Below are 21,743 nucleotides of genomic sequence, written 5' to 3' on the forward strand. Positions count from 1 at the left end.
AGGATCAGCGGCCGAGGTCTTTGGCGGTGACGCCGGCGATGCCCCAGTTGGTATTGGGCACGTCCTGGATCCAGACGCGCACGGTTTCCTTGGGCGCGCCGACCGCCTCGACCAGGGCGGCGGTGACTTTCTCGATGACCGCACGCTTCTGTTCTTCGGTGCGGCCTTCGATCATGTAGATCTGGGCGAATGGCATGAGGGTTCTCCTTGAATGGGCGCGGGCGGGAGCGGAGGATTGAGGGGTCGTGCGCCCTCCCCTTCAAGGGGAGGGTTGGGGTGGGGATGGGGTATTACAGCGCCGAGCTCAACCCCATCCCCCTCCTAACCTCCCCCTTGAAGGGGGAGGGACAAAACCGTTTCGAGAACAAGCGCGGACGACACTTAGCGTCCAGTCTCGCTATCGTCTACCTGAACCGGCAGGACACCGAGCCGAGATCCTGCACCCGCAGCGTCACCGCGTCGCCCGGCTGCACCGCCACGGCTTCGGTGATGCCGCCGGACAGGATCAGCGTGCCGGCGGGGATTTCCTCGCCCTTCTCGCCCAGCATGTTGGCCAGCATCGCGATCGCTGCGGCCGGGTGGCCGAGCACCGCGGCACCGGCGCCGAAGGCCACCGGTTCGCCGTTCTTCTCCAGCACGATGCCGGTGGTGCGCAGGTCGAGTTCGGCGACATTGCCCATCCGCCCGCCGACCACGAAGCGGCTCGACGAGCAGTTGTCGGCGACCACGCTCTTGAGGTCGAACTTGAAGTCGCGGTAGCGGCTGTCGATGATCTCGATGGCCGGGATCACGAAGTCGGTGGCGGCGAGCACCGCGCCGATGTGGCAGCCCGGCCCCTTCAGGGGCGCCTTGGTGACGAAGGCGATTTCCGGCTCCACCTTGGGGTGGATCAGCTTGCCCGTGTCGATCTCGCCACCCTCGGGCACGCTGAAGTAGTCGGCGAGGAAGCCGAACACCGGCGTTTCCACGCCCATCTGCTTCATCTTAGCGTGCGAGGTCAGCCCGGCCTTGAGGCCGACGATCCGCGCGCCGCGGGCGATCTTGCGGCGCTTGATCTCATCCTGGATGGCGTAGGCGTCGTCCCAGTCCATGTCCGGATGATCGTCCGTGATCTTGGGCGTGTCCTTCGCCTCCAGCTCGCAGGTTTCCAGCCGGATGGCGAGTTGCTCGATGATTTCGCGCGACAGCTTCATGCTGCGACTCCTTGTGCCTGTTTCGCCTTCGCCAGGGTGATGGCGGTGTCCTCGATCATGTCCTCCTGGCCGCCGACCATGCCGCGCCGGCCCATCTCGACCAGGATCTCGCGCGCCGGCACGCCGTACTTCTTCTCGGCGCGCTTGGCAAAGAGCAGGAAGGAGCCGTACACGCCCGCGTAGCCCAGCGTGAGCGCATCGCGGTCGATGCGGATCGGGAAGTCCATGATCGGCACGACCAGATCCTCGGCCACGTCCTGGATCTTGAACACATCGACGCCGGTCTCGATCCCCATCAGGTCGCACACCGCGATCAGCACCTCCATCGGGGTGTTGCCCGCGCCCGCGCCCAGCCCGGCGGCGGCGGCGTCGATGCGGGTCGCCCCGGCTTCGATCGCGGCGATGCTGTTGGCGACGCCCATCGCGAGGTTGTGGTGGCCGTGGAAGCCGAGTTCGGTTTCGGGTTTCAAGGCAGCACGGACCGCGCCGATGCGCGCCTTCACCGTGTCGGGCAGCAGGTGACCGGCCGAGTCGGTGACGTAGATGCAGTTGGCGCCATAGCTCTCCATCAGCTTCGCCTGCTGCACCAGCCCTTCCGGCGTGTTCATGTGCGCCATCATCAGAAAGCCCACGGTGTCCATGCCGAGCTTTCTCGCATAGCTGATGTGCTGCTCGGAGACATCGGCTTCGGTGCAGTGGGTGGCGACGCGGATGGTGTTCACCCCGAGTTCATGCGCCATCTTCAGGTGATCGACGGTGCCGATGCCCGGCAGCAGCAGCGCCGAGACCTTGGCCTGCTTCATCAGCGGGATCACCGCGCCGAGGTATTCCTCGTCGGTGTGCGCCGGAAAGCCGTAGTTCACCGAGCTGCCGCCCAGGCCGTCGCCGTGGGTGACTTCGATCAGCGGGATGCCCGCTTGATCGAGCCCTTGGGCGATGGTCTTCATCTGCTCCAGCGTCATCAGGTGGCGCTTGGGATGCATGCCGTCCCTGAGCGTCATGTCGTGAACGGTGATGCGTTTGCCGCGAAGGTCCATGGTTTTCTCCTGATTCAAGCCAGCACGGCGCGGTTGGATTCGAGGGTGAGACGGCCGGCGAGGATTTCCTCGGCGAACATCTCGGCGGTGCGGGCACCGGCTGCGGTCATGATGTCGAGGTTGCCGGCGTACTTCGGCAGGTAGTCGCCCAGGCCTTCGACCTCCAGATAGATCGACACCCGGTTGCCGTCGAAGACCGGGCCATTGACGAGCTTGTAGCCCGGCACGTACTTCTGGACCTCGCGGATCATCGCGTGGATGGACTCGGTGATCTTCTGCTGGTCCGGTTCGGTTTCGGTGAGGCAATGCACCGTGTCGCGCATGATCAGCGGCGGCTCGGCCGGGTTGAGGATGATGATGGCCTTGCCGACCTTGGCGCCGCCCACCTTCTCGACCGCGCCGGCGGTGGTGCGGGTGAATTCGTCGATGTTCTTGCGGGTGCCGGGGCCGGCGGATTTCGAGGACACGGTGGCGACGATCTCGCCGTATTTCACCGGCTGCACGCGGCTCACCGCCGCGACCATCGGGATGGTGGCCTGGCCGCCGCAGGTGACCATGTTCACGTTCATCTCACCCTTGCCCACATGCTCGACCAGATTGACCGACGGCACGCAGAAGGGGCCGATGGCCGCGGGCGTCAAGTCGATCATCAGCACGCCCAGTTCATTGAGCTTGCGGCTGTTCTCGGCATGGACGTAGGCGGAAGTCGCGTCGAAGGCGATCTGCACGCCGTCGGCCTTCACATGGGGCAAGAGGCCGTCGACGCCGTCGGCGGTGGTCTTGAGCCCGAGCTCGCGGGCGCGCGCCAGGCCTTCGGAGGCGGCGTCGATGCCGACCATCCACACCGGCTCCAGCACCGGGCTGCGCTTCAGTTTGTAGAGCAGATCGGTGCCGATGTTGCCCGGGCCGATCAGCGCGCATTTGATCTTGTTCATGGGTCTCTTCCTTGCAGGGGTATGGGGTTCGCTCAGCCGATGCTGCGCACCACGCCGCCATCGACGCGCAGCGCGGCACCGTTGGTGGCGGAAGACAGCGGGCTGCAGACGTAGGCGACGAGGTTGGCGACCTCGGCCGGTTCGATGAAGCGGCGCAGCAGCGAACTCGGACGGTCGCGGTTGAAGAACTCGCGCTCCACCGTCTCCACCGCGACGCCTTGCTCGGCGGCGAGCTTGGCGAAGAAGTCGGCGACGCCTTCGGTGCGGGTCGGACCGGGCAGCACCGCGTTCACCGTGACGCCGGTGCCGGCGCAAGTCTCGGCCAGCCCGCGCGAGATCGACAGCTGGGCGGATTTGGTCATGCCGTAATGGACCATGTCGCCCGGCGGATTGAGGCCGGATTCGCTGGAGATGAACACCACCCGGCCCCAGTTGCGTGCCTTCATGCGCGGCAGGTAATGACGGGCGAGGCGCACGCCGCTCATCACGTTGGCCTCGAAGAAGTGCTGCCATTCGGCGTCGCCGATGTCTTCGAAGGCGCAGGGAGCGTAGATGCCGAGGTTGTTCACTACGATATCGACGTCGTCGCAGGCTGCGAGCAGCGCTGCCACACCGTCGGCGGTGGCCACATCGGCGGCGATGCCGCGCAGCTTCGCCGCCGGCAGCTCGGCGCGCAGGCGCGCGCAGGCGGCTTCCACCCGGCCGGCATCGCGGCCGTTGACCACCACCTCGGCGCCTTCGGCCGCCAGCCGGCGGGCGATCGCGTAGCCGATGCCGGCGGTCGAGCCGGTCACCAGGGCGCGCTTGCCGGAAAGCTCAAAGTCCATGTGTTGTCTCCTGTGGGGAGAGGAACAGGCCACGCGACGGGGCAGGAGAGAGGGAGAGAGAGCTCGCCCCGCCGCGCGCCTGCAACCGGAAAATCAGACGAAGCGCACCGAACAGCCGCCGATGCCGCCGATGGTGACGCGCAGGTTGTCGCCGGCCTTCACCGGCACCATGATCGCAAGCGAACCGGACAGGATGACTTCGCCCGCCTTCAGCGGAATGTCGAGGCTGCCCAGCGTGTTGGCCAGCCAGGCGACCGCGTTGGCCGGCGCGCCCAGCGCCGCGGCGCCGGCACCGGTGGCGACGATTTCGCCGTTCTTCTCGAGGATCATGCCGCAGGTGTTGAGATCGACCTTGCGCGGATCGACCAGGCTGTCGCCGAGCACGAAGACGCCGCAGGAGGCGTTGTCGGCGACGGTGTCCTGGATCTTGATCTTCCAGTCGCGGATGCGCGAATCGACGATCTCGAAGCAGGTCATCACGCCTTCGGTGGCGGCCAGCACGTCGGCAGCGGTCACGCCGGGGCCCTTCAGATCCTTCTTCAGCACGAAGGCGATCTCGCCTTCGGCCTTGGGCTGGATCAGGGTGTCGGCGGCGATGGCCTCGCCCTCGTTGTAGAGCATGCCGTCGGTGAGGATGCCGAAGTCGGGCTGATAGACGCCCAGCATGTTCATCACCGCCTTGGAGGTGACGCCGATCTTCTTGCCCACCACCCGCTCGCCCGCTTCCAGCCGGCGCGCGTTCATGCGCTGCTGGATGCGGTAGGCGTCGGCGATGGTGATGTCCGGATGGCGTTCGGTCAGCGGCGCCAGCACTTCGCGCTTGACCAGCGCCTGGTAAAGCTCGTCGCCGAGCCGTTCGATCAAGGTCTTGTCCATTTGCTACCTCCAATTTGTCGCTGCGCGAAGAGGGGTAACCCGTGGAGCGCCGGCTTTGCACAGCCGGCCCGCTCGACAGGCGCGGCGCGTGCGCCGCGAAACCCCTGTCTCGCCCTCAGAGCTTGATGCAGATGTTCTTCTGCTCGGTATAGAACTCGAGCGAATGCACCCCGCCCTCGCGGCCGATGCCGGACTGCTTGGCGCCGCCGAAGGGGGTGCGCAGGTCGCGCAGGAACCAGGAATTCACCCACACCAAGCCGGCTTCGATCTGGCCGGCGACGCGGTGGGCGCGGGCCAGGTCCTTGGTCCACACCGAGCAGGCCAGGCCGTAGTCGGTGTCGTTGGCGCGGCGGATCACCTCGTCCTCAGCATCGAAGGGCTGGATCAGCGTGCAGGGGCCGAAGATTTCTTCGCGCGCGATCGGCGAGTTGTCGTCGAGACCGGTCCAGATCGTCGGTTGCACCCAGGCGCCGTTGGCGAGTTCGCCCGGCATCTGCGGCACGCCGCCGCCGGTAACCACGGTGGCGCCGAGTTCTTTGGCCTTGTTGTAGTAGGAGAGCACCTTGTTCTTGTGCTCCTGCGAGATCAGCGGGCCCATGCCGGTGCTGGCGTCTTCCGGGCGGCCGAGTTTCAGGCCTTCGGCGCCCTGCTTCAGCGCCGCGACGAAGCGGTCGAAGATCGGCCGCTCGACGTACACCCGCTCGGTGCCGAGGCAGACCTGGCCGCAGTTGGCGAACACCGAACGCATGGTGCCTTCGATGGCGGCGTCGAAATCGCAGTCGGCGAACACGATGGCCGGGTTCTTGCCGCCCATCTCCAGCGACACCGGACGGGCGCCGTCGGCGGCGGCCTTCATGATCGCGGCGCCGGTGCGGGTTTCGCCGGTGAAGGTGATCGCGTTGACCTTGGGGTGGGTGGTGACGAACTCGCCCGCCGAACCCGGCCCGAAGCCGTGCACCACGTTGTACACACCCTTGGGCATGCCGACCTCGTTCATCACCTCGCCGAGCAGGGTCGCGGTCTGCGGGGTTTCTTCCGAGGGCTTGACCACCACGGTGTTGCCGCAGGCCAGCGCCGGGCCCACCTTCCAGGTCATCAGCAGCAGCGGCAAATTCCACGGGCAGATCACGCCGACCACGCCGACCGGGCGGCGCAGCGCGTAGTTGAGCGCACCGCGGCCATCCGGCGTGGCCATCTCGAAGAACTCGGTGGGCACGCTCTTGATGACGTCGGCGAAGATCTTGAAGTTGGCCGCGCCGCGCGGGATGTCGATATGGCTGGCGAGGCTCTTCGGCTTGCCGGTATCGGCGCATTCGGCGGCGAGGAAGTCGTCGAAGCGGCGGTTGATGCCGTCGGCCACCGCATTGAGCAGATCGACCCGCTCGGCCACCGTCATCTTGCCCCACGGCCCTTTGAGCGCGGCCTGGGCGGCAGCGACCGCGGCATCGACCTCGATCTTGCCCGCCTCGTGCACCAGCGCGATGCGCTGGTTATCTAGCGGCGAGTACTTGTCGAAAGTCTTCGCGGTGGCGACGAATTCGCCGTTGATGAAGTTGTGGATCTGTTTCATGGATGCTCTCCGTGGCCGGCCAGCGCGTGCGCGCCACCCGTTATTCATTGCTCAATCTTCGATTTCGTCGGCACCGATGGCGCGCAGCCCGGCGCGCGCGCATTCGGCATCCTGTGCGGCCGAAGCGCCCGACACCCCGATGCCGCCAACCAGTTGCCCCTCCACCCGCAGCGGCAGACCGCCGCCGAACACGATGAGGCGCGGCTGCGCCGAAAAGCCCAGCTTCATGCCCTCGTCCTCGCCGAACACCGACATCCACTGCGCCGTCGGAAAGCCGAAGCCGCCGGCGGTGTAGGCCTTGTCGATGGCGATCTGGATGGACTGCGGAAAGGCACCCGGCATGCGCAGGAAGGCCATCAGATTGCCCGTCGCGTCGGTGACGCCGACGTTGATCCGCACGCCGAGCGATTCCGCATGCCGCACCGCCGCCTCGGCGGCACGGTGGGCGGCTTCCCAGGCGATGCAGGGCTGATTCACGACGACTTTCATTGGGCCTCTCCAGAGCGCGGACGCCTGCGGTCCGCGATGGACGTCAAGGTAAAACATCATATTCTCGACGTCAATATTAAATCTCGAGATTTTTAGCTAACAGAAAAAATTTGCTGTCCGTTAGAATCCCGCCATCCCGTATTCGCAGTGCGAACCACCATGATCAACACCGCCGTCGCCGAAGCGCCCGACACCCAGGAACCCAAGACCCTGGTCGAAGCCGCCTACAACCGCTTGCGCCGCGACATCATCGAAGGCGTGCATCCGCCGGGCGAAAAGCTGCGCGTCGAGCATCTGAAGGACCAGTACGAGGTCGGTGCCGGCACCCTGCGCGAAGCCCTGCTGCTGCTGGTCACCGACGCGCTGGTGGTGGCCCAGGGCCAGCGTGGCTTTCGCGTGGCGCCGATCTCGGTTGCCGACTTCGAAGACATCACCCGCACCCGCGTACTGCTCGAAACCGAGGCGCTGCGCCAGTCGATCGCGCTCGGCAGCGATGCCTGGGAGGCGGATCTGGTAGCCGCCTTCCATCGCCTGTCGCGCGCGGAGCAAAAGCTCGCCGACCACGACACCGGCACCACCGAGGAATGGGAGCTGCGCAACCGGGCCTTTCACGAAGCCCTGATCGCCGCCTGCCCGTCGCGCTGGATCCGTCATTTTCAGCACATCCTCTACCAGCAGTCGGAGCGCTACCGCCGCATCAGCCTGTTCCGCCAGCCGATCGCGCGCGACATCCACGCCGAGCACCAGGCCATCTTCGACGCCACCCTGGCACGCGATGCGACCCGCGCCACCTCCATCCTCACCGAGCACATCCTGCGTACCCTCGACGCGGTGAAGCGCATGCCGGCCGATTTCTTCACCCGCCCGGCACAGCCACGCTGATTCCCCTCCCTGCCCGCGGCCGCCCATATGACGACCGCGGGCAAGGCATCAGGACACGACTGTCAGGAAGCGCTCGTTGAGCGCGCGGTCGTGATAGAAGATGCCGGTGCCCACCTCTTCCCAGGTCCACTTGATGGGCTTCCAGTCCGGATAGCTCTGGTAGCCGCCGCAGAAGGTCTCGAAGCGGTTGCCCGAGGGATCGAAGGCATAGATGGTGGTACCGCGGGTGATGCCGTGGCGGGTGGGGCCGATGTCGATCGACACCTTGTTCATCGACATGATGTCGGCCGCGCGCAGCACCTTCTCCCAGCTGTCGAGCAGGAAGGAGATGTGGTGCAGCTTGCCCGGCTCCGGGTGGCGCACGAAAGCGATGTCGTGGGCCTTGATCGAGCACGACAGCCAGATCGCGAGGTCGGTCTTGCCGTCTTCCATCACCACGTGCTCCACCAGGTAGAAGCCGAGCACGTTGACGAAGATGTCCTGCACCTTCTCGATGTCCGGCCCGTAGAGCAGGCAGTGGTCCATGCGGATCGGGGCGATGCCGCGCTCCGCGTCCTTGGTCCAGGGGTCCGGGTTCACATACGACATGCCGTTGCCGACGTCGGTCTTCTCCGCGTAGAGCTCGATGTAGTGGCCGGACGGGATCAGGAAGCGCACCCGCTCGCCGGTTTCCAGCATTTCACCGGCCGGGATGCGCTCGGTGGTGAGGCCGTACTCCTTCAGGCGGCCGTCGAGTTTTTCCAGCGAAGCCTTGCTTGCCACCTTGAAGCCGAAGAAGTCGATACCGGCCTCATCCGCCTCGCGGATCACCAGGCTGTTGTGGTCACGTTCGTCCCAGGTCTTGAAATAGACGCGGCCCTGGCTGTCGCGGCCGGTCTCGATCAGGCCGAGCACGTTCTTGTAGTGATTGACACCTTCTTCGAGGTTGAGCACGCGCAGCGAGATGTGGCCGGGGCGCAGTACGTCGGTCATTGCCATGATGGTCTCCTCCAGTGGTCTTTTGTGCGGCGCGAAGCGGCCGCTATGGAAAGGCGAAACGAGCAACTAGTTGGATGATACGTTTATAAACCGATAAATCAATATAATCTCGATATTTCTTGATGGATCTCAAATTCGCTTGAACAAGGGGCTGCGTACCTGCTGCACGTCGGCTGCGGAGAAGAACTTCTCGGTGTAGATGTCGTTCTCGAACAGCCGGCCCTGCATCAGCGTGGTGATGCAGGCGTCGATCATCGGCGGCGGCCCGCACAGATAGGCTTTGTGGCCACGGAAATCGCCGTCGAAGTGCGCTTTTGCTGCCTCATGGACGAAACCGCGGTGCCCACTCCAGCCCGATTCCGGCCCCTCGTCCGACAGCGCCGGCACATAGCTGAAGTTGGCATGGCGCTCGGCGAGCGCGAGGAAGTCGTCGTGGTAGTACAGCTCGGCACGCGTGCGCTGGCCGTAGACCAGCGTGATCGGCCGGGTGTCACCGGCCTCCAGCAGATCGAGGATCATCGAGCGCGGGCTCGACAGCCCGGAACCGCCGGCCATGAAAATCAGCCCTTCCGGCGCCGACTTGCGTACGAAGAATCGCCCGTAGGGGCCGGACAGCTTCACCCGGTCGCCGGCCTTCAGTTCCTGGTGCACCCAGGTGGTGCCCTGCCCGCCCGGCACGATGCGGATGTTGAGCTCCACCTCGCGCCCGGTCGCCGGCGGATTGGCCAGCGAGAAGGCACGGCTGCATTCGCCGCCCCTGATGTCGAAGTTGATGTACTGGCCGGCCTGGAAGTGGATGGGCTCGTCGAGCGTGACGAACACGCCCTTGATCGTCGGCGTGAGGCTGTCGATGCGGCTGACGGTGCCGTGGAAGTCGCGCACCGGGATGCTCTCGGCGTCGGGCTCCTCCTCGATCTCGGCCTCGATGACGACGTCGCTCTGCAGCCGGGCGCAGCAGGCGAGCGCCTTGCCCTCGTCGCGCTCGAAATCCATCAGCGCAAAGCTGGAGGCCTCGCCGTGCTCCACCTCGCCGTCGACGACCTGGATCTTGCAGGTGGCGCACAGGCCATGGCAGCAGGCGTGCGGCAGCCAGATGCCGGCGCGCAGCGCGGCGTCGAGGATGGTCTGGTCTTCCTCGACTTCTATGGTCTGGCCGAGGGGTTCTATGGTCAGTTCGTAGCTCATGATGCGTGTCCGTATCTCTGTTGGACGGCGCCGGCGCGCAATGCGCGCCGGCAGGCAGGGCTCAGCTGCAGGAGCCTGCGATCCCCGTCAGCCCCGGGGTGCGGAACCGGATCACGTCCTTGTGCTTCAGCCCGTTGTCCGCGAGCGACTTGTCGAAATCCGGCTGCCAGGGCTTGCCGGACTTGAACCACTCCGCCTTGGCCCAGTCGATGCGGGCGAAGTCCGGGTGGTAGCCGAACGACCCCGGCAGCACCTGCTCGACGATGGCGCGGAAGGGCATGGTCGGCGGGAAGGGAAAGGCGAAGGGGGCGCAGAACAGCAGGTGGTCTTCCCAGCCGATGTAGAGCAGTTGGGCGCCGTGGAACTTGTCGAGCGCGTCGGCGGGCGCGAATTCGTATTTGCCGATGGCAGCGATGGCCATGTCGGGTCTCCTCGTTATTTGGGTGTTCAACAATTCAGTGATGCGGGCAGCGGGCGGCGTTTTACCCCCTCCCCTTCAAAGGGGGGCGGAACAAGGCCACCCCACCCCGCCCGCCTCAAACGTTCTTCGTCGCCTGCCCCCGCCACGCATCGAAGTTCTTCTGGTCCTCCGAACCCTCGAAGTCGAGGTTGTCGCGGCCGAACTCCAGGTGGTAGTACTGCAGCACCGCGGCCAGCGGGTCGAAGCCTTCGACGGTCGGGTCGGTGCCCTCGGGGAAGCAGTTGCCCTGGTAGATCTGGTGTACCGGGAGCCAGGACTGCACGTACTTCTCCGGCTCGTGCTCGAAGATCTCCTTGCAGTGGTCGGAGCAGAAGTGGTACTTCGAGCCCTTGTAGTCCACCTCGCGGTAGCAGATCTTGGTGGGGTCGCCGGGCTCGGTGAACAGCATCGGGATCTGGCAGGTCTGGCACAGCATGGGCAGCGTCTTGTTGTAGAAGCGGTTGCCCTTGGCGGCCTGCTCGCGCCAGTACTCCAGGCGCGGCCGGTAGTACTTGTCGAAGCTCTCCGGGTACTTGGCCGACAGCCAGTCCATCTCTTCCTTTTCCGGCACCCAGGTGTGGAAGGCGGCGGCGGCGCCGTAGTTGTAGAAGGTGGCCCAAGCCTGGTGCGAGAGGTGGTCCTTCTCCAGTGCGATGGTCTCGGCGCACTTGGGCATCTTGATGCCGTAGCGGGCAAGGTCCTTGAACAGCGCGCCGCCGTTCTCCTCGAAATACACCTCCCAGGCTTCCTTCCAGCTCATCGTCCGCTTGGGCAGCATGTAGTCCATCATCATCGCCACCAGCGTCAGCACGCGGTAGCCGCGCCAGGTCCATTTGTCGATCCAGCGCTGCACGATGGGCAGGTTGTCCGGATCCTGTTCGAGGATGAACTTGATCACCTCCAGGCCCAGCGTCATGTGGCGCGCCTCGTCCGACTGCGCGGAGAAGCCGAAGGTCATCGTGCCCATGTCGCCGTTGTAGGCGGCGCCGGAGACGAAGGGCACGAACAGCAGGTTGGTCAGCACGTACTCGAACGAGAAGCCGATCGACACCAGGAACTCGAAGGGGCCGGCGGTCACCGCGTCGTCGAAGAAGCTCTTCGGCACGCTGAGGTACCACACCCGGTCGTGCATGTGACGGAAGTCGTGCAGGCCGTTGTAGTGCTTGTTGTAGTTGGAGAGCGCGTGGATCTGGGTCTGGGCGTGGCGGATCTCGTCCAGCGACTGCATCAGGCAGGCCACCCGCGGGCCGGCGCCGGGGAAGGCGCGGCCGGCGTGGGCGAAGCCGCGGTGAGCCATGTATTCCAGCGGGCTGACGCCGGTGAGGAAGAGCTTCACCGTGTTGATGTAGCGCGCGTCGGTGACGCTGAGGTGGCCGTTGTTCTGGGCGTAGGCGTCGATGATCGCGTAGAGCTTGCGTTCCTTCTCCGCCTGGTACTTCCAGTAGGCGTCCATGGTCAGGCGGAAGGGGTCTTCCCACTTGTCCCAGTCGTGGATCTTGATGCCTTCGTAGCTGGCGTAGGGGTAGATGTCCTCCTTCTTCTGGTAGGACGGCTCCCAGTCCAGGCCGCGGGTCATGACCTGGTACTTCTCCTTGAGGCCCAGCTTCTTCTTGGCGACTTGCATGTCCATGTGGTGTCTCCTTTCTCGTGCGCCGCGCTCAGGCGTTCCAGCTCAGCGTCAGTTCGTCGTCGGTCTCGTCGATGTTTCCGGAGAGCGAGATCAGGTTGATGTGCAGTTCCTGCAGGTCGAAGTCGCGGCCGATGCGCTCCTCGATACTCGAACGGCGCACGGTGAGCTTGCCCTCGGCGTCGATCTTCACCATCGCCGGCGCCTCATTGATGCGGGCGTGCGGGTTATCGGCGGTGATCGCCTCGATGATCGGGCGGGTGTCCTCGTTGGTTTGCAGCGCGATGAATACGGTGGACATGAACGGCCTCAGACGGTGACGCCGGCCTTGGCCAGGCGGGTGTTGAACTGCTGGACGACATCTTCGAGCACCGCGTCGGCGCCCTCGGCGAGCGCGAGGCGGGCCACCGGCAGCAGCGCGGCGGCAGCACGGTCGCGCCAATGGACGATCCACTTTTCCAGCTGGGCCTTGTTGTCGGCGGATTCGGCGGCGGCGGTCTTCACCGTGGCGTCCACCCACTTCTTCGTTTCGCCGTACCAGTCGGTCATGAACTGGGTGAGCATCGCCACCGCGGTGCCGCCCTTGGCCGCGAGCACGTCATCGACGATGGCTTCGAACACCAGCGGATACAGCAGGCCGTCGAGGGCGACGTTCTGCGCCACGTAGAGTTCGAACGGATCCTTCACCACGAAGCTGTCCTCGACGTAGCGGCGCAGGCCCTGCCAGGCGTCGTCGCTCATCCACGCCGCCTTGGCGTCGTCGAGCACCTCGACATCGCCCAGCAGCAGGCCGACGCGGGTGAGGTACTGGGCGATGCCGAGCTGATCCATCGATTGATAGATGCAGGGCTGGGTGAAGGCGGTGCCGTAACCGTAGGCGCAGATCGCGGCGTTGTTCATGTTGGCGCCCCAGGCCACGTGGCGCAGCGGCACCAGCAGCTTGAGCACGGTGTCGCGCAGCTCGACCGGCAGGTCAGCGGCCAGGCCGCGGCTTTCGACGAAGTCGAAGTTGGCCTCGGCGGTGTCCTGCTGCTTGGCGCGGGCCAGGGTGTAGGCGCCGTAGTAGAACTGGCGCGGATCCTTGAAGGTGTACCAGTCGGCCATGCGGATGGCGCTACGGCTGGCGTCGAAGATCTCATGCTGCGGATCCCAGGTCGGCCGGTAGTGGAAGTTGGCGGTGGCCTGCAGGTCGAAAGTACCTTCCTGGTAGCGCGAAGCCGGCTTGTCGCCACCGATGCGACGGGCGACATGGTCGAAGGTCTGGCGCAGTGGCTTGATGCTCACGGTGCGCAGGTCGATGTGCATGTGGGTCTCCTCCTCGTGATGGCCCTTAACGTGGCCTTGTGATCGTGTGGTGTTGCAGTTGCCCGTCAGCGGAAACGCTGGTGCGTCGCCTGATGCAGGTTCCAGTTCCAGGCGGCGGTCTCGTCGTCGCCGTCGGCCAAGGGTTCGCGTGCCGCAAGCTCGATCACCGCGTTGTTGCGGCAGAAGGCCTCGTAAGCCGGTGCCGGCAGCAGCATCTCGGCACACAGCTCGGGCTCGCCGATGGCGAACTCGAACTCGACGAAACCGTCCGCACGGCGTTCGATGAGGCGCACGAACTTGCGGCTGACGTCGATAGCGGGCTGGTTGGTAGGCATCTGCGGGCTCCTGCGGATTTGGTCCAGTTGCGGCGGCTTTGCGTCTCACAGAGTCAAGTCGTGTGCCAGCCTCCGCAATCTGCTGATAACACTGCTATTTTCAATTTTCTCGATATTCATTCATTAAATAATCAGCGTTTATCGCTTGATCAATTGATCAAATCCACAACGCGAGTGATCAAATGATCAAGTCTGATTTCCGCGTTGCAACAACGACTTGCGCGCATCGAGCGAAAAAAAGCCGACGGCCGCCTCCTTGCGGATGGCGGCCGTCGGCCTTGCGGATACGAAACGACTCAGACGCTCGGCGCGACCGAGTTCAGCGCCTTGGCGCGCACACCGTCTTGCTCATTTTCCCAACCACCTCCAGCGCCAGGTCGCTGGTCGGAAACAGCTTGCAGGCGAGCACCACACCGGCTTTCTCTTCTTCCTCGCTGACGCAACTGCGGCTCATCTTCTGGGTCTGGAAGCCGCCAGCGGTCACGCGAACCTTGCACACGCCGCAGCCGCCGCCACGGCAACCGACCGGAATGCCGCGGCGGCCGAGCACTTCCATCGCCCGCAACAGGTTCTTGCTGCCGTCGCAAGCGAAGGTCTCGCCGCTGTCCTGGATCAGGACGGAATAGCGCTTGTCCATCTTCCTTGTCTCCTCCCGCCGATACGTGCCGGCGTGTTGTGGTGAGCGTGTCGTGGTGATCATCCGGTCGCCTTTTCCGCCGGAACACGGTGCTTAACCAAGATCCGTGCCACGTGTATCTATAATCTCGAGATTGTTACCATGTGTCAAAATCTCACCCGGACCTTTCGACTGGCGAAACTGCCGTCGACGGCGCATTACTTTGGTGCAAGCTGGGTTATCGTTACGACTGACCAAACCGGACGGAAGGGCCGATGCAGCCCGCCGCCGCGTCCCGCCCGCAGAGGCAGACCCGACCCGCCAGCAAGCGGCCGGTCGGCACGAGGAGGAGATGTGAAGGAAATCCGTTACCCGGAGAATGCCGACCTGCGGCAGCTGCTCCGTTTCTCCGACAAGGACGGCCTGATCTGGCTGGGCGAGCACCGCATGGTGCTGCTGCACACCGCGGCGCTTTCCGAGCTGCGCAAGGAGCTGATCGATTCGGTCGGCGCCGAGCAGGCGCGCCGCATCCTCACCCGCATGGGCTTCGCCTCCGGTCTGCGCGATGCCGAACTCGCGCGCAAGATCCGCGGCGCCGGCAACCTGGTCGACGCCTTCGTCGTGGGCCCGCAATTGCACATGCTGGAAGGCTGTGTGGAGGTGGAGCCGGTACGGCTGGACATCGACGGCGAAGCCGGCAAGTTCTACGGCGAGTTCATCTGGCGCCAGTCGTGGGAAGCTGAAGTCCATGTCCAGCAGTACGGCGAGATGGATCACCCGGTGTGCTGGATGATGATCGGCTACGCCTCCGGTTATACCTCGGCCTTCATGGGCCGCTTCATCCTGTTCCGCGAGGTCGAGTGCGCGGCGATGGGCACCGACCACTGCCGCATCGTCGGCAAGCCGGCCGAAGAATGGCCGGACGCCCATGAGCTGACCCCCTACTTCGAGGCCGACTCCATCGTCGGCCGCCTGCTGGAACTGCGCGAAGAAGTGGAGGCGATGCGCCAGAGCATCGCCTGCCCGCGCCGCATCCCCAACCTGATCGGTGCGTCCACCGGTTTCCGCAACGCCTACGAACTGGTCACCAAGGCGGCATCGACCAATGTCACCGTGCTGCTGCTCGGCGAAACCGGCGTCGGCAAGGAACGCTTCGCGCGCGCGCTGCACGAGCTGAGCCCGCGCAAGGAAGCGCCCTTCGTCGCGGTGAACTGCGCTGCGCTGCCCGACGAGCTGATCGAATCCGAACTCTTCGGCGTCGAGCGCGGCGCCTTCACCGGCGCCCATGCCTCGCGCGCCGGCAAGTTCGAGCGCGCCGACGGCGGCACGCTCTTCCTCGACGAGGTCGGCGAACTGCCGCTGTCCGCCCAGGCCAAGCTGCTGCGAGTGCTGCAGGAAGGCGAGATCGAACGGCTCGGCGACGAGCGCACCCGCAAGATCAACGTGCGCCTGGTCGCCGCCACCAATGTGGACCTGCAGGACGCGGTGGCCGCAGGCCGCTTCCGCCGCGACCTCTACTACCGGCTCAACGTCTATCCGGTGACGATACCGCCGCTGCGCGAGCGTGCCTCCGACATCCCGCCGCTGGTCGAGGCGATGACCGCGCGCTTCTGCTCGCTGCACGCCAAGCGCGTCGCCGGCATCACCGACAAGGCGATGCTGGCGCTAAAGAACCACCGCTGGCCGGGCAATGTGCGCGAGCTGGAAAACGTCATCGAGCGCGGTGTGATCCTGGCGCCGCAGAACGGCTGGGTGGAGGTGGAACACCTCTTCCTCGGCGCGGTACCGCCCGCCACCGCCCACGCCTGCATAGACAAGAGCGGCAAGCTTGGCGAGCAGCCCAGAGGCGGCCTCGACCTGCCGGGCGCGGTACTCGACGCCGGCGTTTCGCTCGAAGCGCTGGAGCAGGACATCCTGCAGCGCGCGGTACAGCGCGCCGGCGGCAACCTGTCGGCAGCGGCCCGCATGCTCGGCATGACGCGACCGCAGCTCAATTACCGGCTGAAGAAGCAGGCGCTGCAAGGCGGCGGCTCCGCCGCGCTGGGCTGAACCGCGCCCACGTCCGGGCACGGGCGAATTCAGGCGCGGGCCGGCCTTTCCCCACAGTATTCGAGGATGGCCGTGCGCGCACGGTCGCGCAGCGCGAGCACGCCGTGCCAGCCGTCGCCTTCCGGCAGCAGCGGCGGGCAGACGGTGATGGCGATCCGTCCGCGCCGGGGCAGCCAGGAGCCGTCGCGCAGCACCTCGCGCGTACCGGCAAGGGCAAGCGGCACGACCGGCAGGCGGGCCGCGGCGGCGACCTGGAAGGCACCGAGATGGAAGGGTCGGAGGCCGGGTTCGCCGCTGAAGGTGCCCTCGGCAAAGAACAGCAGCGGCGGCCAGCGCGCGGCGATCGCGGCAAGGGAGCGCGCCTCGGCGACGCTGCGGCGCGCATCGAGGCGATCGACGAAATGCGCCCCGAGGCGGTTGAAGAACAGCGAGAGGCTGCGGTTCTGCCTGAGTTCGGCCTTGGCGACGAAGCCGACCGGCACCGGCAGCGCCGCCGCCACCGCGATGCCGTCGATGTAGCTCGCGTGGTTGGCGACGAACACGCAGGGGCCGGCAGGCAGGTTGTGCAGCCCGGCGACGTCGAGCCGGCAACCGCTCAGGCGGGCCAGCACGCGCGCAAGCCGGCGCGACACCGCCCAGCGCGCCTGCAGCCGCGGCAGCAGCGCCACCGCCGGCACTGCCAGGCCCGCGAGAAAGCCGAACCAGCCCCACGCCCACGCGCCGTAGGCCCAGGCCGGCAGGCGCGCCAGCGCCGTACGCCCCTGCCCGGCGATGCTCGCCAGGCCGAGCCGCAGTACCTGTAGCCAGGGCGCGCGCGTGGCGGCGCCCAGGCTGCCGTCGAGGTAGCATGCGCGCACGGCGGCGCGGCGGATCTTGCCGCTCGACGTCTTCAGCACCGCGTGCGGCGGGGCCAGCACCACCTCGTCCGGCGGTTGTTCCAGCAAGTCCGCGCCGAGCGCGACGATGGCCTGCACCAGCGCCCTGCGCGCCGCCGGATCGCGCGTCCGCGTCTCCGCCACCACCACCAGCTTCTCGGTGCCGCTGTGCGGGTCGGCAACGCCGAAGGCGGCGACGCAGCCCTTGCGTATGCCTGCGAGTTCGCCCACGGCCTGTTCGAGTTCGTACGGATAGAGGTTGCGCCCGCCGCGGATGATCAGATCCTTGGCGCGGCCGGTGACGTAGAGCTCGCCGTCGGCGACATAGGCGTAGTCGCCGCTGTCCAGCCAGTCGCCGTCGACCAGGCTGCGACTGGCTTCCGGATTGCGGTGGTAACCCGCGCAGGCCGACGGACCGCGGAAAGCGAGACGCCCCACCCGCCTTTCGGGCAGATCCGCGCCCGTCGGTCCGACGATGCGTACCCTGTGCCCCGGCAGGGGCGGTCCGCAGCTGACGAAGCGCAGCGCGTGCGCTTCCTCCGCCGCCGCCGGCCGTGCGTGGCCGTCGGCCTCGAACGCTGCACGATCCACCCGATCGATGCGCAGGCTGCGGCCCGGCGGCGACACCGCCAGCCCGACCGCGCATTCCGCCAGGCCGTACATCGGCGTCAGGATCTCTGCACGCAGGCCGTAGCGGGCGAAGGCCGCGGCGAAGCGTGTCATGGTGTCCGGGCTCACCGGCTCCGCGCCGTTTGCCGCCATGCGCCAGCTGGAAAGATCGAGGCCATCGAGGTCCTGGTCGGCGAGACGGCGCAGGCAGAGCTCGAAGGCGAAATTGGGCGCTGCGGTGACCGTTCCGCGGTGGCGGTGGATGGCCCACAGCCACCGTTCGGGCCGGCCGAGGAAGTCGAGCGGCGACATCAGGATCAGCGGACAACCGTAATACAGGCTGCCCAGCCAGGCACCGATCAAGCCCATGTCGTGATACAGCGGCAGCCAGCTCACCGCCACGTCGGTGGAATCCAGCGCGATCACGCCGCCCCACGCCCGGATGTTGGCGAGCAGGTTGGCATGGCTGAGCACCACCCCCTTCGGATCGCCGGTGGAACCCGAGGTGTATTGCACCAGCGCAGTGTCGCCGGACTGCAACGGCCGGAGGGCCGCCACCGGCCCTTCCGCCAGCGCCGCGGCGGTGGTGAGATGGCGCAGGGCGGGAGCCAGGCCCGTCAGCATCCGCGCCAGCGGCCGGACGGTGTCGAAGGCGATCAGTACCGGCGCCTCGCAGTTGCGCAGGATGCCTGCCTGGCGGCGCAGGTGTTCCTCGACCTGGGTGGCGCGTGCCGGCGGATAGAGCGGCACCGGCACCGCGCCGGCATACAGGATGCCGAAGAAGCAGCGGAAGAAGTCCAGCCCCGAGGGCAGCATCAGCGCCACGCACTGCCCGGCCTGCACCCCCAGGGTCCGCAGCCCGCCCGCCACACGGGTGGCCGCACCGGCGAGGTCGCCGTAGCTCAGGTTGTCGAGCGCATCCGACTGCCGGTAGAAGCTGACGTGGCAGCGCTCGGGATGGTGCGCCACATGCCAGTTCAGCGCCTCGACCAGATTGGCAGCGCGATCGGGCGTGCCCGACATGCGCACGGGCGCCGCGTCGCGCGCCTGCATGGCGCTCTCCGGCAGCGTCGGCGGCCCCGCAACCTCAAGCGCCTGCAGCAAGGCGCGGGGCGTCTCCGCTTTGGCCAGCACATCTTCCGGCAGGCGGACATCGAACGCCTGCTCGATGCGCGCCAGCAGTTCGACGCGGGCCAGGCTGTCGAGGCCGAGATCGCGTTCGAGTGCGCTGTCGAGGCCCGCCGGCACACCGGCTTCGGCCGGGCCGCCGGCATGCAGTTCGGCGACCAGCGCATCGATCAACGCCAGCAGCCGGGTCTCCGCGCCATCTTCGGGTCGGTGGGCCGCGCCGTGCATCACACCGGTTTCCGTCCGCTGTCCGGCGCGTCATCCGCACCGGCAACGGACGGACAGCCCCTCGCCGGCACGAGCACCTCGCGAACCCGCCTCGGTCCGCAGCCCAGCCCTGGCATCCCGGTCTGCCCGACAAACCTGCCAATCATCGTTCTGCCTCCATCGCTGGACGCCCGGGGGCGCATCGAACCCTTCCGCCGACAGCGCGGCATCAGGCGACGCTTGCCCCGCCAACAAGACTTGGGCCACAAGGCTGCGGCAAGCGTTCCCTCGCGCCCGCCGCTCAGGCGCGCCGCAGGTTGGCCGCGCGGAAGGCCGACGGCGACATGCCCTGGCGGCGGGTGAAGAAACGCGAGAAGTAAGCCGGATCGCGGAAGCCGAGCGAATAGCTGATGGCGGTGACGTCGAGGTCGGAGTAAGCCAGCAGCCGGCGCGCTTCCAGCAGCAGGCGGTCGTGCAGCAATTGCTGCGCGCTGACCCCGGTCTCACGCCGGCAGCTGTTGTTGAGCTGGGTGGTCGACACGCCCAGCCGGCTGGCGTAGAAGCCCAACGGCTGCCATTCGCGGAAATGGCGCTCGATCAGGTCCATGAAGCGTTCGATACGCTGGCGGAAGCGGTCCTGGCTGGCACGCCCGGTCGACGCACCGGCCGCCCGCGCCAGCCACACCACCACCAGTCCGAGCGTGGCCATCAGCACCGACAGCCGCCCTGCTTCGCCGCCGGCGTATTCGCGGCCGATCTGACCGAAGCACATGCGCATCAGCGCCAGGCCCTCGTCGTCACCCGCCAGCGGGATGTAGAGCGCGGTGTCGAGCTGGCCCTTGAGTTCGGGCGAGAGCGCCAGCAGTTCGCCCAGCAGGAAATGCGGAATGGTGACGATGTGTCCAAGCACATCCGACGAGAAGCGGAAGCCGTGGGCCTGGCGTGGCGGCATCATCACCACGCAGGGGGTGGCCAGCGGCGCCGCCTGCGTCTCCAGCGTCATGCCGGCGCTGCCCTCCTGCAGGAAGAGGATCTGCAGCAGGTTGTCGTGGCTGTGCGGGGTGATTTCCCAATCGTACAGGGCGCTGCGGTCGGCGATCGTCTCGTAGTGGATGGGCTCCGGCGTCGGCCACAGTTGCTGCTCGCCGAACAGCTTGTATGTCGGGATGATTCTCTCTTCCATCGCGCCTCGGGTCCGCATTTCCGCTATGTCGTCGGAGCCTATCGAAATTTTCGAAAAGTACAAGTATTGACCCGACTGAGTTCAAGCGGCGCGTGGTCCCGACTCCTATAGTTCAGCTGTCCGCGCACCCGATTGCGCGACGCGTTCAGCCCAAATGGAGAGAGACATGCAAACTCAAGTCGGCATCATCGGCGGCGGCCCCTCGGGCCTGTGCCTGGCCCGCCTGCTCAGCCAGGCCGGTATCAAGAGCATCATCCTCGAACGCCAGACCCGCGACTACGTCGAAGCCCGCATCCGCGCCGGCATCCTCGAACAGGGCATGGCCGACCTGATGCGCAAGGCCGGCGTCGGCGCGCGCATGGACAAGGAAGGCCTGCTGCACGACGGCATCGTGCTGACCTTCGACGGCCGCGAGGAACGCATCAACATGGCCGCGCTGACCGGCGGCAAGCAGGTGATGGTGTACGGCCAGACCGAACTCACCAAGGATCTTTACGACGCGGTGCTCAAGGACGAGAACATCACCGTGGTCTTCGAGGCACGCGACGTGCATCCGGTCGGCTACATGGACGGAAAGCCCAAGCTGGAATTCCACAAGGACGGTAAGCAGACCATCATCGACTGCGACTACATCGCCGGCTGCGACGGTTACCACGGCGCCTCGCGCGCCTCGGTGCCGCGCGACAAGCTGAAGGAATTCGAGCGCATCTACCCGTTCGGCTGGCTGGGCCTGCTGTCGGAAACCCCGCCGGTGCATGAAGAGCTGATCTACGCCAACAGCAAGCGCGGCTTCGCACTGTGCTCGATGCGTTCGCACACCCGCAGCCGGTACTACATCCAGGTCGGCCTCGACGAGAAGGTCGAGGACTGGTCGGACGAGCGCTTCTGGGACGAAATCCGCCGCCGCCTGCCCGAGCACATCGCCGAGAAGATGGTCACCGGCCCGTCGATCGAGAAGAGCATCGCGCCGCTGCGCAGCTTCGTCACCGAACCGATGCGCTTCGGCAACCTGTTCCTGGTCGGCGACGCCGCCCACATCGTGCCGCCCACCGGCGCCAAGGGCCTCAACCTCGCCGCCTCCGACATGTACTACCTGTCGACCGCACTGATCGCCTACTACAAGGAAGGCCGTACCGACCTGCTCGACCGCTACTCCGAAACCGCGCTGCGCCGCGTCTGGGCTGCCGTGCGCTTCTCGTGGTGGTTCACCTCGATCATGCACAAATTCAACGAAGACCCGATCGAGCACAAGATCCAGCTCGCCGAGCTCGACTACCTGATGAGCTCGACCGCCGGCAAGACCACCATTGCCGAGAACTACGTCGGCCTGCCGTTCGATCCGACCTTCGAGTAATCGCTTCCCCATCCCGGAAGCGC

The 21,743-nt window shown here is 66.3% G+C and carries 21 protein-coding genes; 3 read left to right on the top strand and 18 right to left on the bottom strand.

Annotated elements, in window-relative coordinates; translation table 11 throughout:
- Positions 1 to 4: 4 nt before the first annotated feature.
- From CJ010_RS15265 to CJ010_RS15300, 8 genes are all read right to left on the bottom strand, one after another.
- Entirely contained in the window at positions 5 to 196 is a 192-nt protein-coding gene (locus CJ010_RS15265; protein WP_011766160.1) for a 2-hydroxymuconate tautomerase, read from the bottom strand.
- 208 nt (positions 197 to 404) lie between these two features.
- A complete protein-coding gene (gene dmpH, locus CJ010_RS15270) occupies positions 405 to 1,193 on the bottom strand; it encodes a 2-oxo-3-hexenedioate decarboxylase (RefSeq protein ID WP_141018828.1) in 789 nt (262 codons plus the stop codon).
- Positions 1,190 to 2,230 carry a 4-hydroxy-2-oxovalerate aldolase gene (dmpG, locus tag CJ010_RS15275; RefSeq protein ID WP_141018829.1) on the bottom strand — a complete coding sequence of 347 codons (1,041 nt, stop codon included), beginning with the start codon at positions 2,228 to 2,230 and terminating at the stop codon, positions 1,190 to 1,192. Before dmpG ends, dmpH begins: the two co-directional genes overlap by 4 nt.
- A 14-nt stretch (positions 2,231 to 2,244) precedes the next feature.
- Positions 2,245 to 3,165 carry an acetaldehyde dehydrogenase (acetylating) gene (locus CJ010_RS15280; protein ID WP_141018830.1) on the bottom strand — a complete coding sequence of 307 codons (921 nt, stop codon included), beginning with the start codon at positions 3,163 to 3,165 and terminating at the stop codon, positions 2,245 to 2,247.
- Between the two features lie 32 nt (positions 3,166 to 3,197).
- Positions 3,198 to 3,992, bottom strand: a complete 795-nt coding sequence (locus CJ010_RS15285; RefSeq protein ID WP_141018831.1) for an SDR family NAD(P)-dependent oxidoreductase — start codon at positions 3,990 to 3,992, stop codon at positions 3,198 to 3,200.
- A gap of 93 nt (positions 3,993 to 4,085) precedes the next feature.
- Positions 4,086 to 4,868 carry a 2-oxopent-4-enoate hydratase gene (gene dmpE, locus CJ010_RS15290; protein ID WP_141018832.1) on the bottom strand — a complete coding sequence of 261 codons (783 nt, stop codon included), beginning with the start codon at positions 4,866 to 4,868 and terminating at the stop codon, positions 4,086 to 4,088.
- 115 nt (positions 4,869 to 4,983) lie between these two features.
- Positions 4,984 to 6,438 (bottom strand): 2-hydroxymuconic semialdehyde dehydrogenase, encoded by a 1,455-nt coding sequence (locus CJ010_RS15295; RefSeq protein ID WP_141018833.1) that lies wholly within the window; start codon positions 6,436 to 6,438, stop codon positions 4,984 to 4,986.
- 51 nt (positions 6,439 to 6,489) lie between these two features.
- The gene (locus CJ010_RS15300) at positions 6,490 to 6,927 is read right to left on the bottom strand and encodes a heme-binding protein (protein ID WP_141018834.1); all 438 of its coding nucleotides are present in this window, start codon (positions 6,925 to 6,927) and stop codon (positions 6,490 to 6,492) included.
- A gap of 159 nt (positions 6,928 to 7,086) precedes the next feature.
- Here CJ010_RS15300 and CJ010_RS15305 point away from each other — a divergent pair, with 159 nt between their 5' ends.
- On the top strand, positions 7,087 to 7,809 hold the full coding sequence (locus CJ010_RS15305) for an FCD domain-containing protein (RefSeq protein ID WP_141018835.1): 723 nt from the start codon (positions 7,087 to 7,089) through the stop codon (positions 7,807 to 7,809).
- A gap of 48 nt (positions 7,810 to 7,857) precedes the next feature.
- Here the strand turns inward: CJ010_RS15305 and CJ010_RS15310 are convergent, their stop codons facing one another.
- The 8 genes from CJ010_RS15310 to CJ010_RS15345 all read right to left on the bottom strand — a co-directional run bounded on the left by CJ010_RS15310 (position 7,858) and on the right by CJ010_RS15345 (position 14,336).
- Positions 7,858 to 8,787 carry a catechol 2,3-dioxygenase gene (locus CJ010_RS15310; protein ID WP_141018836.1) on the bottom strand — a complete coding sequence of 310 codons (930 nt, stop codon included), beginning with the start codon at positions 8,785 to 8,787 and terminating at the stop codon, positions 7,858 to 7,860.
- A 129-nt stretch (positions 8,788 to 8,916) separates the two neighbouring features.
- Entirely contained in the window at positions 8,917 to 9,972 is a 1,056-nt protein-coding gene (locus CJ010_RS15315; RefSeq protein WP_141018837.1) for an NADH:ubiquinone reductase (Na(+)-transporting) subunit F, read from the bottom strand.
- Between the two features lie 61 nt (positions 9,973 to 10,033).
- The gene (locus tag CJ010_RS15320) at positions 10,034 to 10,393 is read right to left on the bottom strand and encodes a phenol hydroxylase subunit P4 (RefSeq protein ID WP_141018838.1); all 360 of its coding nucleotides are present in this window, start codon (positions 10,391 to 10,393) and stop codon (positions 10,034 to 10,036) included.
- 115 nt (positions 10,394 to 10,508) lie between these two features.
- Positions 10,509 to 12,062: an aromatic/alkene/methane monooxygenase hydroxylase/oxygenase subunit alpha gene (locus CJ010_RS15325; RefSeq protein WP_141018839.1), complete on the bottom strand. Its 1,554-nt coding sequence runs from the start codon at positions 12,060 to 12,062 to the stop codon at positions 10,509 to 10,511.
- A gap of 28 nt (positions 12,063 to 12,090) precedes the next feature.
- The gene (locus tag CJ010_RS15330; protein WP_141018840.1) at positions 12,091 to 12,360 is read right to left on the bottom strand and encodes an MmoB/DmpM family protein; all 270 of its coding nucleotides are present in this window, start codon (positions 12,358 to 12,360) and stop codon (positions 12,091 to 12,093) included.
- A gap of 8 nt (positions 12,361 to 12,368) precedes the next feature.
- Positions 12,369 to 13,364 carry an aromatic/alkene monooxygenase hydroxylase subunit beta gene (locus CJ010_RS15335; protein ID WP_141018841.1) on the bottom strand — a complete coding sequence of 332 codons (996 nt, stop codon included), beginning with the start codon at positions 13,362 to 13,364 and terminating at the stop codon, positions 12,369 to 12,371.
- Positions 13,365 to 13,429: 65 nt separating this feature from the next.
- Positions 13,430 to 13,699, bottom strand: a complete 270-nt coding sequence (locus CJ010_RS15340) for a phenol hydroxylase subunit (protein ID WP_141018842.1) — start codon at positions 13,697 to 13,699, stop codon at positions 13,430 to 13,432.
- A gap of 319 nt (positions 13,700 to 14,018) precedes the next feature.
- Positions 14,019 to 14,336 carry a 2Fe-2S iron-sulfur cluster binding domain-containing protein gene (locus CJ010_RS15345; protein WP_141018843.1) on the bottom strand — a complete coding sequence of 106 codons (318 nt, stop codon included), beginning with the start codon at positions 14,334 to 14,336 and terminating at the stop codon, positions 14,019 to 14,021.
- Positions 14,337 to 14,669: 333 nt separating this feature from the next.
- Between CJ010_RS15345 and CJ010_RS15350 the strand changes: the two genes are divergently transcribed.
- Positions 14,670 to 16,364 carry a sigma-54-dependent Fis family transcriptional regulator gene (locus tag CJ010_RS15350; RefSeq protein WP_141018844.1) on the top strand — a complete coding sequence of 565 codons (1,695 nt, stop codon included), beginning with the start codon at positions 14,670 to 14,672 and terminating at the stop codon, positions 16,362 to 16,364.
- A gap of 29 nt (positions 16,365 to 16,393) precedes the next feature.
- Here CJ010_RS15350 and CJ010_RS15355 read toward each other — a convergent pair whose 3' ends face one another.
- Together CJ010_RS15355 and CJ010_RS15360 are read right to left on the bottom strand one after the other, a co-directional pair.
- Positions 16,394 to 19,204, bottom strand: a complete 2,811-nt coding sequence (locus CJ010_RS15355; RefSeq protein ID WP_141018845.1) for an AMP-binding protein — start codon at positions 19,202 to 19,204, stop codon at positions 16,394 to 16,396.
- Between the two features lie 280 nt (positions 19,205 to 19,484).
- Positions 19,485 to 20,366: a helix-turn-helix domain-containing protein gene (locus CJ010_RS15360; protein ID WP_141018846.1), complete on the bottom strand. Its 882-nt coding sequence runs from the start codon at positions 20,364 to 20,366 to the stop codon at positions 19,485 to 19,487.
- Between the two features lie 166 nt (positions 20,367 to 20,532).
- On the opposite strand from CJ010_RS15360, the gene pobA reads away from it, so the two are divergent.
- Positions 20,533 to 21,720 carry a 4-hydroxybenzoate 3-monooxygenase gene (pobA, locus tag CJ010_RS15365; protein WP_141018847.1) on the top strand — a complete coding sequence of 396 codons (1,188 nt, stop codon included), beginning with the start codon at positions 20,533 to 20,535 and terminating at the stop codon, positions 21,718 to 21,720.
- Positions 21,721 to 21,743: the final 23 nt, after the last annotated feature.

The sequence above is a fragment of the Azoarcus sp. DD4 genome (assembly GCF_006496635.1).
Lineage (GTDB): Bacteria > Pseudomonadota > Gammaproteobacteria > Burkholderiales > Rhodocyclaceae > Azoarcus.

Excerpts from the sequence above, each read along its gene's own strand:
- CJ010_RS15265 (WP_011766160.1), bottom strand. The coding sequence starts at position 196 with ATGCCATTCGCCCAGATCTACATGATCGAAGGCCGCACCGAAGAACAG.
- dmpH (WP_141018828.1), bottom strand. The coding sequence starts at position 1,193 with ATGAAGCTGTCGCGCGAAATCATCGAGCAACTCGCCATCCGGCTGGAA.
- dmpG (WP_141018829.1), bottom strand. The coding sequence starts at position 2,230 with ATGGACCTTCGCGGCAAACGCATCACCGTTCACGACATGACGCTCAGG.
- CJ010_RS15280 (WP_141018830.1), bottom strand. The coding sequence starts at position 3,165 with ATGAACAAGATCAAATGCGCGCTGATCGGCCCGGGCAACATCGGCACC.
- CJ010_RS15285 (WP_141018831.1), bottom strand. The coding sequence starts at position 3,992 with ATGGACTTTGAGCTTTCCGGCAAGCGCGCCCTGGTGACCGGCTCGACC.
- dmpE (WP_141018832.1), bottom strand. The coding sequence starts at position 4,868 with ATGGACAAGACCTTGATCGAACGGCTCGGCGACGAGCTTTACCAGGCG.
- CJ010_RS15295 (WP_141018833.1), bottom strand. The coding sequence starts at position 6,438 with ATGAAACAGATCCACAACTTCATCAACGGCGAATTCGTCGCCACCGCG.
- CJ010_RS15300 (WP_141018834.1), bottom strand. The coding sequence starts at position 6,927 with ATGAAAGTCGTCGTGAATCAGCCCTGCATCGCCTGGGAAGCCGCCCAC.
- CJ010_RS15305 (WP_141018835.1), top strand. The coding sequence starts at position 7,087 with ATGATCAACACCGCCGTCGCCGAAGCGCCCGACACCCAGGAACCCAAG.
- CJ010_RS15310 (WP_141018836.1), bottom strand. The coding sequence starts at position 8,787 with ATGGCAATGACCGACGTACTGCGCCCCGGCCACATCTCGCTGCGCGTG.
- CJ010_RS15315 (WP_141018837.1), bottom strand. The coding sequence starts at position 9,972 with ATGAGCTACGAACTGACCATAGAACCCCTCGGCCAGACCATAGAAGTC.
- CJ010_RS15320 (WP_141018838.1), bottom strand. The coding sequence starts at position 10,393 with ATGGCCATCGCTGCCATCGGCAAATACGAATTCGCGCCCGCCGACGCG.
- CJ010_RS15325 (WP_141018839.1), bottom strand. The coding sequence starts at position 12,062 with ATGGACATGCAAGTCGCCAAGAAGAAGCTGGGCCTCAAGGAGAAGTAC.
- CJ010_RS15330 (WP_141018840.1), bottom strand. The coding sequence starts at position 12,360 with ATGTCCACCGTATTCATCGCGCTGCAAACCAACGAGGACACCCGCCCG.
- CJ010_RS15335 (WP_141018841.1), bottom strand. The coding sequence starts at position 13,364 with ATGCACATCGACCTGCGCACCGTGAGCATCAAGCCACTGCGCCAGACC.
- CJ010_RS15340 (WP_141018842.1), bottom strand. The coding sequence starts at position 13,699 with ATGCCTACCAACCAGCCCGCTATCGACGTCAGCCGCAAGTTCGTGCGC.
- CJ010_RS15345 (WP_141018843.1), bottom strand. The coding sequence starts at position 14,336 with ATGGACAAGCGCTATTCCGTCCTGATCCAGGACAGCGGCGAGACCTTC.
- CJ010_RS15355 (WP_141018845.1), bottom strand. The coding sequence starts at position 19,204 with ATGCACGGCGCGGCCCACCGACCCGAAGATGGCGCGGAGACCCGGCTG.
- CJ010_RS15360 (WP_141018846.1), bottom strand. The coding sequence starts at position 20,366 with ATGGAAGAGAGAATCATCCCGACATACAAGCTGTTCGGCGAGCAGCAA.
- pobA (WP_141018847.1), top strand. The coding sequence starts at position 20,533 with ATGCAAACTCAAGTCGGCATCATCGGCGGCGGCCCCTCGGGCCTGTGC.